The following is a 12,945-nucleotide window of genomic DNA, read 5'->3' on the forward strand; positions in this document are numbered from 1 at the left end:
CTTCGCACTTTTCCCGGAATTGCTTTAGTGGAAAGAGCGCACAAGGCTGCCGACCAGCAGGTTCCAGCCGTCGATCAGCACGAAGAAAAGGATCTTGAAGGGCAGCGAGATCGATGTCGGCGGCAGCATCATCATGCCCATCGCCATGACGATGGTCGAGACGATCAGGTCGATGACCAGAAACGGCAGAACGACCAGGAAGCCGATTTCAAAACCACGGCGGATTTCCGAGATCATGAAAGCCGGGATCAGCACGCGATAATCGATCTTGTTGTCGACCACGACAGTTTGCCCGCGCTCCTGCGCCAGATCGACGAAGAGCTTAATGTCCTTGTCGCGCGTGTTGTTGGACATGAAGGTGCGGAAAGGCTCGGCGATGCGCTGAACGGCATCGGCCTCCGAAATCTGATTGGCCATCAGCGGCTGCGCGCCATCCTTCCAGGCCTGATCGAAGGTCGGCGACATGACGTAGAAGGTCATGAACAGCGCGAGGCTCAGCAGGATCGTGTTCGACGGCGTGGTGGACAAGCCCATGCCCGAACGCAGGATCGAAAACGCGATGATGAAGCGCGGAAAGCTCGTCACCATGATGAGGATGCCTGGCGCGATCGACAGGATCGTCAACAGCCCGAAGGTGCGAATGATCCAGGCCGCGACCGAGCCGTTCACCGGGACATTGAAGAGATCCGTCGGGAGCTGTTGCGGCAATTGCTGCGCCATCGCCATCTCAGGCGAAAACGCAGCGAAAACCAATATAAGTAAAGCAAATAATAATCGAATCATTCGATCACGAAAGTTCTGAACATAACTTTCGATACCCGCCCTTCCGAGCGAAGGTCAACACGTTCCTGAACGTCATCCCGAAGATATTGGAAGCCGCGCGGGCCTTCGACCTGCTGCAGCGAAACGGTGCGAACATAGGCGAGGATATCCTGATGGATGGCCTCCGCAAGCTGCGCGTCCGGCTTGCCCTTGAACATCAGCGCGATTTCGAGCCGGATCCAGTTTTGCGAGGGATAGGCAAGATTGGTCGTGATCGGATCGAGTTGAATGATGCCGTTTGCTTCCGCGGCGGCCGCTGCCTGCTTTTCGCCGGTCGGGGTCTGCTCCGCAGCCTTTGCCACGGCCGTCGCCGTCTTGATCTTCGGGGAGACCATGGTGCCGAGGAACCAGCCGCCGCCGCCGCCGAGAACCGTCAGGATCACCAGCCCGACAATCATCATGATCAGCGGCGATCCCTTGCCTTTTTCCGATGCGTCTGCCGCTGCTGCCATGTCTCTGTCCGCCTGTTAGCAAAATACCGTGTGGCTGCCCGGCCGTCAGAGCGGCGACAGCAGGTCGACCGCCTGCTGGCCGCGCGGCGGCTGCTGAATTTCCGTCAGACGGCCGCGGCCGCCGTAGGAGATACGCGCTTCGGCGATCTTGTCGTAGGAGATCGTGTTTTCCGACGTGACGTCCTGAGGCCGGACGATACCGGCGACGTTCAGGATACGAATCTCCTGGTTCATCCGCACTTCCTGCGAACCGCTGATCATCAGGTTGCCGTTTTCGAGAACGCCGGTGACGACCGCGGCAACAAGCAGAGTGATCTGCTCGGAACGCTGCATCTTGCCCTTGGCGTCAGTGCTGGTGTCGGAGCCGGAGGTTGCGTCAGCATTGGTGCTCGGCTGCCAGCCAAAGATCTTGGCGGTGATATCCCAGTTCATATCGCTCTTGTTCGTGCGACTGCGATTGGTCTCGTTATCCCAGTTCGCCTTGTCGTTGATCGAGATATTGACCGTCAGGATGTCGCCGACATTGAGGGCTCGCGAATCCTTGAAAAGGGCCGCCTGCGAATCGTTCCAGAGCGAGTATCCCTGCGCCACCTGATGCGGCCGCTTCGGATACTGCAACATCTGCGGCGTCTGCGCATATTGCAGGCCGCTGCCGATCGGGCTCATGGCAGGCGCCCTGCCGATTTCCTTCAGAGCCTGCGACTGACAACCGGCGAGGAAAACGACGACTGCGCACGTGGCCGTAAGACGCATGTTCATGAGGGGTCCTTCGACTTCGATGTATTCGGATCGGACGCGCTGGAGATGATGTTGGTGACAACAGCGGCCTTCTGCGCGTCCATCTCCGCCAGAATGAGGCTCGACTGGCGCGGTGAGAGTTTCATGATGATCGCAGCCGCTACGGTGACCTTGACCTCATTAAGGCTTGCCGCCGCCGCATCGGGCTTCATGTTTTTGTAGATGTCGACCAGGCCGGAATCGGCGGTCTTCAAGAAGTCGTCGCGCCGCTTCAGCCAGTCTTCGTATTCCGCCTTGCGCTTGTCCATCGTGGCGATGCGCTGGTCGACATCGGCCTGCAGTTTCTCAAGCTCCTGCTTCTGCAGCAGATAGCGCTGGTCGCGGGCCGGGTCCGCGATGTTCGTGCAGAACTGTTTGATCTCGTCCTGGCTCGAAGCCGGGTCGACGACCGGCTTCGGCGCTTCCTGCGCCGTTGCGGCCGAGACCGACCGCAGCAACGCCATCGCCACGCAGCCGGCGGTCAGCAATTTCCTGGCGATGGTGATCGATGTCATTGCAGCACGAGCTCCGCTTGCAGGGCGCCGGCCGATTTAATGCCTTGCAGGATGGCGATGATGCCGTCCGGCTTGACGCCGATATTGTTCAGCCCGGAGACCAGCGTCTTCAGATCGGGTCCTTCGAGCACGGCGACGCGACCGCCGCTCTTGCTGGCGGTGATATCCGTCTGATCCTGAACGGCCGTCTCACCGTTCGAGAAGGGCTCCGGCTGCACGATCTGCGGGTTTTCACTGACCTGAACCGTCAAGGTGCCGTAGCTGACGGCGACCGGCGAGACGCGGACATCGGCGCCGATGACGATCGTTCCGGTGCGTTCATTGATGACGACCTTGGCAGGCGTGTCGGTCTGGACGTCGAGATTTTCGATATCCGCCATCAGCCGCGTCAGATCCGCCATCTTCGGCTTTTCGATCGCAACTTCTTGAGAATCCTTGGCCTCGGCGATCGGACCGCCGAAATGCGAGGTCGCCCAGGCATTGACCGTATCGGCGATGCGGATCGAGGTGGAGAAATCCGGATTGCGCAACTGCAGGACAAGATTGACGGAATCCTTGAAACGCGAGGGCAGCTCGCGTTCGATGATGGCGCCGCCCGGCACACGGCCGGCGGTGGTGGTGCCTTCGGTGACGCTCGCGGCCGCACCCTGGGCCTGGAAGCCCGAAACGATGACCGAGCCCTGCGCCACGGCATAGATCTGCCCGTCGGCACCGCTGAGCGAGGTCATGATCAGCGTACCGCCGCGTAGCGACGTCGCATCGCCCAGCGAGCTGACCGTGACGTCGATGCGGCTGCCGGGACTGGCGAAGGGCGGCAGATTGGTCGTCACCATGACGGCGGCGGTATTCTTGGCGGCGGACTGGCCACCCTGCGTCGAAATGCCGAGATTCTGCAGCATCGCGCGCATGGACTGTTCTGTGAAGGGCGAGGAACGCAGGCTGTCGCCGGTTCCCTGGAGACCGACGATCAGGCCGTAGCCGATCAACTGGTTGTCGCGGCCGGCCTGCAGCGAGGCTATGTCCTTGATGCGCGATTGCATCGCCAGCGCCGGATCGGCGACGATCAGGCTCGGCAATGCCAGCAAAACTCCGAGGAAATGGCGAAGGCTTCTCATTTTGCGACCACTCGGATCGTGCCGTTTTCGAGAACAGTACCGTTGACGATGATGCCGGAGTCCAGATTGCGGGCTCGTACGCTATCGCCGACCGCGCCGTCATCCAGCGGCGTTCCAGCCGCGGTGATCGTCATGCTGCCCATGCTCATCACCAGACGGATATTGGAGCCACGTGTCACGGCGAAGGGCTGGCGCAGCGCCGAAATGGAGATGGTTCGGCCAGGCAAAAGCGTGCGTTTCGACACCAAGCCGGTTACATCCCGGATCCGCTTGGCGTAATCGCCGGTCAGATTCGGATTGGTGACGTCGACCTCTTCGAGCTGGCCGCTGCTGATGATATCTCCCGGATAAATCGTCTCGGTCGGCACGACGGCGGTCCCCAGGCTGGTGCCATCGGTGCCCGTTGCGCCGGCGGGAGCGGCCGACACGAACATGACGGAGAGGCTCGCCGCGGCGAGCCAGGCCATTGCTAAGCTTTTCATCCGGCGAACCCTCATGTTCGGCCCGTCCTCTCGTTACTTCAGATCTTTGCTGACGATCTGCGCCATGTCGTCGGCGGTGGTGATGACCTTGGAATTCATCTCGTAGGCACGCTGCGCGCTGATCAGATCGGTGATTTCCTTGACCGCATCGACGTTCGACGATTCCAGATAGCCTTGCTTCATGTAGGCGAAGCCGTTGGTATTGGGATCGGAGACGACGGGATCGCCGGAGGCCGGCGTCTGGGTGAAGAGGTTGCTGCCCATCGGCTGCAAACCGGCTTCGTTAACGAAGTTGGCGATCTGCAACTGGCCGAGAACGGTCGGCGTCGTCGCGGTGCCGATCGTCGCCGAGACCTGACCGGATTCGTTGATGACGATGTTGCTGGCATTGTTCGGGATCGTGATCCCCGGCTCCAGCACGTTGCCGTCCGCGGTCACCATCTGGCCCGTATCGCTCTTGTTGAACGAACCGGCGCGCGTATAGGCCGTCGTGCCGTCGGGCATCTGAATCTGGAACCATCCGCGGCCGACCAGCGCGACGTCAAGATCGTTCTGCGTCTGCGACAGTTCGCCCTGGATCTGAATGTTGCGCACGGCCGTCGTCTGCACGCCGAGACCGATATTGGCGCCTTCCGGCACCACGGCCTGGTTCGGCCGGTTGGAAATGCCCTTGGCGCGTTCGGTCTGGTACAAAAGGTCCGAGAACTCGGCGCGGGAACGCTTGTAACCCGTCGTATTGATGTTCGCGATGTTGTTCGCGATTACTTCGAGGTTGGTCTGCTGGGCGTCCATGCCCGTCGCGGCAATAGCGAGCGCTCTCATGTCTTCGTCCTTCGAGCTAGAGCGTGATCCCGAAAGCCGCAAAGCGGCTTTAAACAAAATCGCGCCAAATCAAATAATGGGAGCGGGGCCACCCGCCCTAAATCTGCATTTTCGTAATATCGAGAAAGGCGGAGACCATCTTGTCGCGCAGCGCGATCGCCGTCTGCAGCGTCTGATCCGCCTGCATGACCTTGTCGACCACTTCGCGGGTGCTCATCGTGCCCTTGATGCCGGCGAAGGAGGCGTTTTCGGCTTCCTTCAGCGTATTGACCGTGTCTTTCGCCACGTTGGACATGACCGAGGCGAAGCTTGCGCCGGTCGCATTTCCAAGCGTTGTTCCAAGCGTCGGCGCCAGGCTGTTGGACGAAGAGGAGCTTTCGTCGGTGGTAATGTTGCCGAGACCGCGGACTGCGGAAAGGGAGGAGACATTCTTGATAGCGTCAATCATTGTGCATTCTTCAAGAGATCGATGGTGGAATTGATGAGATCGCGCGACTGCTTGATCGTTTGCAGATTGGCCTCATAGGAACGATTGGCTTCGCGCATATCGGCCATTTCAACGAGGACGTTGACGTTGGGCATCTTCACATAGCCCTTCGGGTCCGCCGCCGGGTTGTCTGGGTCGTATTCCTCGACGAACTTGCTGGTGTCCTCGCCCAACTTCTTCACACCCACCGTGGTCAGGTTGTTGGCGCGATCGAGCTCGGCGCCGAACGTCACGGTCTTGCGGCGATAGGGATCGGAACCGGGGGTGTCGCCCGTCGAACGGGCATTGGCGATATTTTCGGAAACAACACGCAGGCGGGTCGATTGGGCCTCCAGGCCGGAGCCCGCAATCTTCAACGCGGCTGATAAAGGGTCCATAACATCTTCACTTCATCTATTGTTTTACGGTCATCAACATCATGCGATGAAAGGAGCTGACCAGCGCGGTGTTCAAACCGTACTGGCGCTGGATGTCGCCGGTTTTGGCGAGCTCGTCTTCCAGGCCGACGGTGTTACCCGACTCCTGGACGCCGATTTCCTGATTGAGCGACGCTTCCTCGACGTTGACGTCGCCGCTCTCACTGAATTCATTGCCCGAAAAATGCGCCGGGTTGGTCTTCGCCATGCCGACATTCTCGTTGTCGAGAACGGCTTGAAACGGCGTGACGTCCTTGGCGTGGTACTTCGGGGTATTGGCATTGGCGATATTGCCGGCAACGACCTCCTGGCGAACCTGGAGCCACTCGGCTTGCCGCGAGGCCAGGTCAAAGAGCTGAATGGGTTGCATGGGCTTCTCTCCGTTCTTACAGCAGGACCCTAGAGGGATAATCTTGCGTGGGACTTGCGGGGGATGCGTTCTTGCTAAAGTCTTTACTAAGCCTGATACGCAGGCGATTGCGGGCTCTCAATTGTGGCCGTAGACGTCACCGGTGGAAGTGACGATGACCCACTTTCCGTCGCGCTGCTCGATCGTCGCCAAGCGGCTGTTATCGGGCAGGATCGAGCCGACACGCACGACATACATGCCGGTGTCATCCTCAATGAGCGCCCGGCCGTTTGCGACGTGCAGCAAATGGAACGGCGACTTGCCGGGAAACGGCTGATCTTCGGCCGGCTGGCCCTTGTCGTCCTCGCGTCCAACATTGCTGACCGTTGCCGTCGTCAGCGGATCGGGAGCGAAATCTTTCGGCCCATCGGGATTTTTGTTGACCATGGCAAGCGGCGAAACGTTGACGATCTCGCGTCCCGGCCAATTCGGCAGATCGCGGGTGCGCTCGCCCTCGGCAACGTGAATGCCGAACTTGTCGGGGTTCAGGAACACATACCAGGGGAAGAAAGCCGAAATACCGGCGAGCAACAGACCGGTGCCAGCCAGGGCCTTATCGGCAAAGGTCCGCCTTTTTGCCGGTTTCAGCGGAGCGACCGGTTCGTCTGCATCGGATTCTCTCACGTCTGGCCTCTCCCTCGGCATAGTCCGAAATGCGTGAAGCGGTTTCGGACGGGATGATGCGAAATCAAGTGGTTGGAGCGAACGACATTTCGTGGAAACGTCATTTCGCTCTCGGCTGGATGTTTGCGGCCGAGCCGTTTTTCAACGCGGTCGCAAGGTCGGTGAAGGCGTCGGCCGAAGGCCGTTCGCCGGGGGTCTGTTTCAGAATGTCGTAGATGATCGGCACCTGGCGGACGGCCATGTCGAGATCCGGGTCGCTGCCTTGGCGGTATCCGCCGATCAGACGCAGGTCGCGGGTTTCCTCATAGCGGTGCACGAGTGCCTTCAGGCGCGAAACCAGCTTTTCCTGATCCGGCGTCCAGGCCTTGCGCGCCAAGCGCGACACCGAGGCCAACGGATCGATCGGCGGATAGCGCCCCTCCTCCGCCAGGCTGCGCTGCAGGACGATATGGCCATCGAGAATGCCGCGGGTGGAATCGGCGATCGGGTCGTTGTGATTGTCGCCGTCGACGAGGATGGAGATGATCGCGGTGATCGTGCCGGTCCCTTCCGGACCTGGTCCTGCACGCTCCAGAAGGCGCGGCAGTTCGGTGAAAACCGAGGCCGGATAACCACGCGCGATCGGCGGCTCGCCGGAGGCCGTCGCCACTTCGCGAATGGCATGGGCAAAGCGGGTGACGCTGTCGACGATCAACAGCACATTGTCGCCCTGGTCGCGGAAATGCTCGGCGATGGTGATGGCAGACAATGGCGCCATCTTGCGCAGCATCGGGCTCTCATCGCTGGTCGCGACGATGGCGATCGACTTCTGCATGTGCGAACCCAGCGTGTCCTCGATGAATTCACGCACTTCACGGCCACGTTCGCCGACCAACGCAATCACCACCTTGTCGAAAGCATTGGCCCGGGCGAGCATCGACAGCAGCGTCGACTTGCCGACGCCGGAACCGGCGAAGATGCCGAGACGCTGACCGAGGCAGAGCGGCGAGAAGATGTCGATGGCGCGCACGCCGGTCTTGAAACCCGTCTCGACGCGCTTGCGCGTCATCGAGGGTGGCGCGGTGTTGGAGATCGAGCGCGAGTCCATGCCTGCCGTCAGCGGTCCCAGGCCATCGATCGGCTCGCACAGCGAGTTGATCGTACGCCCGCACCAGCTATCCGTCGGCGCGATACGGAAGGCGCCCTTGCGGATGATGACGTCGTGGATGCCGATCGGCTCGCCCGGCTCGATCGGACAGACGTAGGTCAATTCCGGCTCGACGCGGACAACTTCGCCGAGATGGATGCCGGTCGGGGAACGGTGGGCGACGAACTCGCCGAGGCGCACATGCCTGGAAAGGCCGGCGACGGTGTAGTGCCCGGCCGCGATGGTGCGTACATGGCCGCCATCGGCAACCGTGTTTTCCGCCATCAAATATTGATCCGCCAAAGCGGCCATCCGCGAGAATCTCGGCGACATCGCGCCCTCGGGCATCCCATCCTCGAACATCATCCGACCCTCTTACTGGCTGCCGCCGAGGGTCTTGATGGCGTCCGTGAGCGTGCTTTCGCTGCTGCTGGTAAGCGTCGAGATATTGTCGAAGGCGCGGCTGACTTCGATAAGCTGGGTCATTTCCCGCATGCCGTTGACGTTGGAATTTTCGAGATAGCCCTGGGCGATACCGATATGGGAGTGGTCGACGACGGACTGCGGGGAGTCCGTCGGTAACACGCCGCTATTGTCATAGCGCAGGAAGCCCTTGCTGATATCGGAGCTATAGAGCCCGATCTTGCCGACCTGCTTGCCGTTTTGAGCGATCGTGCCATCCGAGGAGACGCTCGGCGCGCCGCCGCCGGGGTCGAGCTGGATCGGTGCGCCGCCGGGATCAAGCACCGGATAGCCTCTGGTGGAGACCAGGGCGCCGCTCTCGGTCATGGTAAAGCGGCCATCGCGCGTCAGAACCATGCCAGCCGGCGTGTTGAGACCGAACCAAGCATCGCCCTTGACCGCAAAATCGAAGAGATTGCCGGTGTTTTCCAGTTCGCCGTTGTCGGTAGAGAGATAGTCGTTGCCTTGCGAGACGAAGGCGACTTTGGCGTTGAGCTTGTTTTCGGTATTGCTGAGGACTTGATTGAACTTGACCTCGGTGCCACGAAAACCCGTGGTATTCACGTTGGCCATGTTATCGGCGATCGTCGTCAGACGCCGCTCGAGCGCCATCTGCGATGACAGCGCCACATAAATACCAGACTGCATTTTTCAAGCCCTCCGGACATTGGAGAATAACGGGAAAGGAAACGCCAGATATCGCGGCGCTCCGACATGTCGTTAGCCGGGCATGAATGCCCTTACCCGATACTCTGCCAGCACTGGCTTGTGCGAAGCTGACACGGCGAAAGGCCGCTTCGAAGCGCGCCGAACAGCCTCACGCAAGGCAGGTCTCCTACTTCAACGGAGGAAGCAACGTTCAGGTGTGGACTGGCGATGAATATTATTATCGGATTTGTAGTGACCTGCGGCTGCATCATAGGCAGCTTCATGGCGATGGGCGGGCATGTGGACGCGCTGTTCCAGCCCTTCGAATTTGTCATCATCGCGGGCGCCGGCATCGGCGGCTTCATCATGGCCAATCCGATGAAGGTCGTGAAGGATTCCGGCAAGGCGCTGGGCGAGGCCTTCAAGCATTCGGTTCCGAAGGAGCGCAATTATCTCGATACGCTCGGCGTGCTCTACGCGCTGATGCGCGATCTGCGCACCAAGTCACGCAACGAAATCGAAGCCCATATCGACAACCCGGACGAATCCGTAATCTTCCAAGCCGCCCCGACGGTGCTGAAGAACAAGGAACTGACGGCCTTCATCTGCGACTATGTCCGCCTCATCATCATCGGCAACGCCCGCTCCCACGAGATCGAGGCGCTGATGGACGAGGAAATCAACACTATCCTGCACGACAAGATGAAGCCCTATCATGCCATCACGATCATGGGCGATTCCTTCCCGGCCATCGGTATCGTCGCCGCCGTTCTCGGCGTCATCAAGGCCATGAGCCACATCAACGATTCGCCGGAAGTGCTCGGTCACCTCATCGGCTCGGCGCTGGTCGGCACCTTCCTCGGCATTCTCCTTTCCTATTCCGTCTGCGCGCCCCTCGTGTCGCAGATCAAGATCGTACGCAGCAAGCAGCATCGCCTCTACGTGATCGTCAAGCAGACGCTGCTGGCCTACATGAACGGCTCCGTGCCGCAGGTGGCACTCGAATACGGCCGCAAGACCATCTCCTCCTACGAACGGCCGTCGATCGATGCCGTCGAGCAGGAAATGATGAATCCCGGCGGTGAGAGCAAGGCGGCCTGACGACCATGAGCCAGCAATCATCCGCCAAGGCGCATACGATGGACCGCGCCCTCTTCGCCAAGCTGACCGGCGGCCTCGGAGATCAGGCAACCGTCGGAAAGCTCGCCGCCGCCTTCGGCCAGGTCTACGGCGAATTCCTCCCCGACTTCATCAAGAGCGAAACGGGCCTCGACGTGTCCGTCGCCTATTCCGGCTGCCAGTCGGGACTGATGAACGATCTTATCGCCGGCCTCGGCGGCAACTGCGCGCTTGTGAACGGTTCGCTACGCAACTGGGCACCGCAATTCGTTCTCGGCTGCGGCACAGGCTTCATAATGACCCTGATGGAGCACATGCTGGGCGCGCTGCCCGAGACCATCGAGGCACCCCTTCCGCGGCCGCTTTCGATCATCGAGCTCGACCTTGCCGTCATGGTGTTCGACAAGATCGCCAACGTGCTGCGCTCGGCGGTCAATGCGGCTGGCGGTTTCGAACCCAATCTCGATCCGCCGTATAATATCGAGAATCGCCCGAAGCCGGCTGCCGACCAGGTCGATGAATTCGCCGCTGCCATCACCATGATGATTTCGCTCGGCAAGACCGTCTCGGAAATCGTCGTCATCATACCGCAGCAGGTTCTGCTGCGGACCGTCGTCAGCCCACCGCGAGCCAAGAACCCGTCCGCAGCGTCGGAAGCATGGACGGAGCAGCTCAGCGAACAGGTGCGTCGCTCACAGGTGACGCTCGAGGCCCGCATCCAGCTGGAATCGCTGACGCTGAACACAATTTCGAGACTCGCCGTCGGCGATGTCATTCCCTTCATGGACGCAGGCGATGTTCGCGTCGAGGTCAGCGCCAACAGCAAGGACCTCTACATCTGCGAATTCGGCCGTTCGGGCGAAAATTACACGGTGCGCGTCAAGGACAATGTGAATTCCGACGACGAGCTTCTTCGACACCTGATGAATTGACCGGCTGGCGGGTGCCTGGGGCACCCACGGCAGCTTGAGGCAAGTTTCAACTGGAATAGTGATTTCATGGCTAGGAAGACGACACAGAAAAGCGGCGAGGAATCGCTGGAAGTTGAAAACAGCGACGCCGCATTGGATGAGGCCATCGACGGCCTGCGCGGCGTGCTGAAGAAAGACACCGACGGTGGCATGCCGGATTTCGGCGCCGATGCATTCGGGGCCGAGCCGGGCACGGATCTTTCGGCCTTCGGCGGCGATTTCGGGGACGACAATGCAGGCTCCGCTTTCGGCGCCAGCGATTTCGGCGGCTCCTCCTTCGCCGAACCGTCAGCTCCGGGCAGCGCGCTGACCGCCAATCTCGACCTGATCATGGACATCCCGATCGACGTTCAGATCGTGCTCGGCAGCAGCCGCATGCAGGTCTCCGGCCTGATGAACCTGACCGAAGGCGCAATTATCGCGCTCGACAAGAAGATCGGCGAGCCCGTCGAGATCACCGTGAACGGCCGCAGAATCGGCCGGGGCGAAATTACCGTGCTGGAACATGATGACACCAGGTTCGGTATCAAGCTCATCGAAGTATCGAATACGAAGAAAAACTGAACTCTGTTCAGAATAAGCCCACTCCCTGTTCGGGACGGAGACGAAGACCATGATGGACTTTGACGATTTCAGCGGCGGCGCCCTCGCCGAGCAACCGTTATCTCAGGCTGAGAAGGCTGCTGCTGTTCTCCTTGCCATGGGTAAACAGGTTGCGGGACGGCTGCTGAAATATTTCACGCAGCATGAATTGCAGCTCATCATCGCGTCTGCGCAGTCGCTGAGGGTTATTCCGCCGGACGAGCTGGCGCAGCTCGTCGCGGAATTCGAGGATCTCTTCACCGAAGGCGCGGGTCTGATGGACAACGCCAAGGCAATCGAAAGCATTCTCGAGGAAGGCTTGACACCCGACGAGGTCGACAGCCTTCTCGGCCGGCGCACCGCCTTCCAGGCTTACGAAACTTCGATCTGGGATCGCCTCGGCGAGGCGGATCCGATTTTCGTCGCCAAGTTCTTCCTGCGCGAACATCCGCAAACCATCGCCTATGTGCTGTCGATGATGCCGTCCTCCTTCGGCGCCAAGGTTCTGCTGCAACTGCCCGAGGCGCAACGCGCCGACATCATGAACCGCACCGTCAATCTCAAGGATGTCAGCCCGAAAGCGGCGCAGATCATCGAAAACCGCGTGCTGGGGCTGATGGCGGAAATCGATGCCGAACGCAATGCTTCCGGCTCGACGAAGGTGGCGGAGCTGATGAACGAGCTGGACAAGCCGCAGGTCGATACGCTGCTCACATCGCTGGAAACGCTCAACAAGGAATCGGTCGACAAGGTGCGTCCGAAGATCTTCCTCTTCGACGACCTCACGCTCATGCCGCAGCCGAGCCGCGTCATGCTGCTCAACGACATCGCGGCCGACATTCTCACCATGGCGCTGCGTGGTTCCTCGTCCGAAATTCGCGAGATCGTGCTCAGTTCGATCAGCCCGCGCCAGCGCCGCATGATCGAATCCGACCTGCAGATCACCACCGGCATCAATCCGCGCGAAATCGCCATCGCGCGGCGCGCCATCGCCCAGGAAGCCATCCGGCTTTCCAATTCCGGCCAGATCGAACTCAAGGCAAAAGACAAGACGCCTGTGGAAGAAGCCGCGTGATCTCAGCGCGACTCACCTAAATCGTCTTAGACTGTTCAGAA

Annotated in this window: 17 protein-coding genes; 4 read left to right on the plus strand and 13 right to left on the minus strand. The window is 60.3% G+C overall.

Going from position 1 to position 12,945, the window contains the following annotated elements:
- Positions 1 to 24: 24 nt before the first annotated feature.
- The 13 genes from fliP to flgF all read right to left on the minus strand — a co-directional run bounded on the left by fliP (position 25) and on the right by flgF (position 9,157).
- The gene (gene fliP, locus PH547_RS16835) at positions 25 to 783 is read right to left on the minus strand and encodes a flagellar type III secretion system pore protein FliP (RefSeq protein WP_283049118.1); all 759 of its coding nucleotides are present in this window, start codon (positions 781 to 783) and stop codon (positions 25 to 27) included.
- Positions 780 to 1,274 carry a flagellar basal body-associated FliL family protein gene (locus tag PH547_RS16840; RefSeq protein ID WP_104822003.1) on the minus strand — a complete coding sequence of 165 codons (495 nt, stop codon included), beginning with the start codon at positions 1,272 to 1,274 and terminating at the stop codon, positions 780 to 782. Before PH547_RS16840 ends, fliP begins: the two co-directional genes overlap by 4 nt.
- 45 nt (positions 1,275 to 1,319) lie before the next feature.
- Positions 1,320 to 2,033: a flagellar basal body L-ring protein FlgH gene (gene flgH / locus PH547_RS16845; protein ID WP_104822002.1), complete on the minus strand. Its 714-nt coding sequence runs from the start codon at positions 2,031 to 2,033 to the stop codon at positions 1,320 to 1,322.
- Positions 2,030 to 2,566, minus strand: a complete 537-nt coding sequence (locus PH547_RS16850; protein WP_285168922.1) for a MotE family protein — start codon at positions 2,564 to 2,566, stop codon at positions 2,030 to 2,032. Before PH547_RS16850 ends, flgH begins: the two co-directional genes overlap by 4 nt.
- Entirely contained in the window at positions 2,563 to 3,681 is a 1,119-nt protein-coding gene (locus PH547_RS16855; protein ID WP_104822000.1) for a flagellar basal body P-ring protein FlgI, read from the minus strand. Before PH547_RS16855 ends, PH547_RS16850 begins: the two co-directional genes overlap by 4 nt.
- Positions 3,678 to 4,163, minus strand: a complete 486-nt coding sequence (flgA, locus tag PH547_RS16860; protein ID WP_245463923.1) for a flagellar basal body P-ring formation chaperone FlgA — start codon at positions 4,161 to 4,163, stop codon at positions 3,678 to 3,680. The genes PH547_RS16855 and flgA overlap by 4 nt, the downstream gene beginning before the upstream one ends.
- 33 nt (positions 4,164 to 4,196) lie before the next feature.
- On the minus strand, positions 4,197 to 4,985 hold the full coding sequence (gene flgG / locus PH547_RS16865) for a flagellar basal-body rod protein FlgG (RefSeq protein WP_104821998.1): 789 nt from the start codon (positions 4,983 to 4,985) through the stop codon (positions 4,197 to 4,199).
- A gap of 97 nt (positions 4,986 to 5,082) precedes the next feature.
- Positions 5,083 to 5,433, minus strand: coding sequence for a flagellar hook-basal body complex protein FliE (gene fliE, locus PH547_RS16870; protein ID WP_104821997.1), 351 nt, complete (start codon positions 5,431 to 5,433; stop codon positions 5,083 to 5,085).
- On the minus strand, positions 5,430 to 5,849 hold the full coding sequence (flgC, locus tag PH547_RS16875; protein ID WP_104821996.1) for a flagellar basal body rod protein FlgC: 420 nt from the start codon (positions 5,847 to 5,849) through the stop codon (positions 5,430 to 5,432). Before flgC ends, fliE begins: the two co-directional genes overlap by 4 nt.
- Positions 5,850 to 5,865: 16 nt before the next feature.
- Positions 5,866 to 6,258, minus strand: coding sequence for a flagellar basal body rod protein FlgB (flgB, locus tag PH547_RS16880; protein ID WP_104821995.1), 393 nt, complete (start codon positions 6,256 to 6,258; stop codon positions 5,866 to 5,868).
- A 117-nt stretch (positions 6,259 to 6,375) separates the two neighbouring features.
- The gene (locus PH547_RS16885) at positions 6,376 to 6,921 is read right to left on the minus strand and encodes a flagellar protein (RefSeq protein ID WP_285168923.1); all 546 of its coding nucleotides are present in this window, start codon (positions 6,919 to 6,921) and stop codon (positions 6,376 to 6,378) included.
- Between the two features lie 100 nt (positions 6,922 to 7,021).
- Positions 7,022 to 8,410 (minus strand): flagellar protein export ATPase FliI, encoded by a 1,389-nt coding sequence (fliI, locus tag PH547_RS16890; protein ID WP_104824982.1) that lies wholly within the window; start codon positions 8,408 to 8,410, stop codon positions 7,022 to 7,024.
- Positions 8,411 to 8,422: 12 nt separating this feature from the next.
- On the minus strand, positions 8,423 to 9,157 hold the full coding sequence (gene flgF, locus PH547_RS16895; RefSeq protein ID WP_104821993.1) for a flagellar basal-body rod protein FlgF: 735 nt from the start codon (positions 9,155 to 9,157) through the stop codon (positions 8,423 to 8,425).
- Between the two features lie 228 nt (positions 9,158 to 9,385).
- Between flgF and motA the strand changes: the two genes are divergently transcribed.
- The 4 genes from motA to fliG all read left to right on the plus strand — a co-directional run bounded on the left by motA (position 9,386) and on the right by fliG (position 12,904).
- On the plus strand, positions 9,386 to 10,258 hold the full coding sequence (gene motA / locus PH547_RS16900; RefSeq protein ID WP_104821992.1) for a flagellar motor stator protein MotA: 873 nt from the start codon (positions 9,386 to 9,388) through the stop codon (positions 10,256 to 10,258).
- Positions 10,259 to 10,263: 5 nt separating this feature from the next.
- Entirely contained in the window at positions 10,264 to 11,208 is a 945-nt protein-coding gene (locus PH547_RS16905) for a FliM/FliN family flagellar motor switch protein (RefSeq protein WP_104821991.1), read from the plus strand.
- 66 nt (positions 11,209 to 11,274) lie between these two features.
- The gene (gene fliN, locus PH547_RS16910) at positions 11,275 to 11,811 is read left to right on the plus strand and encodes a flagellar motor switch protein FliN (protein WP_104821990.1); all 537 of its coding nucleotides are present in this window, start codon (positions 11,275 to 11,277) and stop codon (positions 11,809 to 11,811) included.
- Positions 11,812 to 11,860: 49 nt separating this feature from the next.
- On the plus strand, positions 11,861 to 12,904 hold the full coding sequence (gene fliG / locus PH547_RS16915; RefSeq protein WP_104821989.1) for a flagellar motor switch protein FliG: 1,044 nt from the start codon (positions 11,861 to 11,863) through the stop codon (positions 12,902 to 12,904).
- Positions 12,905 to 12,945 lie beyond the last annotated feature (41 nt).

Origin of the sequence: Rhizobium cerradonense (assembly GCF_030182455.1) — a bacterium.
Lineage (GTDB): Bacteria > Pseudomonadota > Alphaproteobacteria > Rhizobiales > Rhizobiaceae > Rhizobium.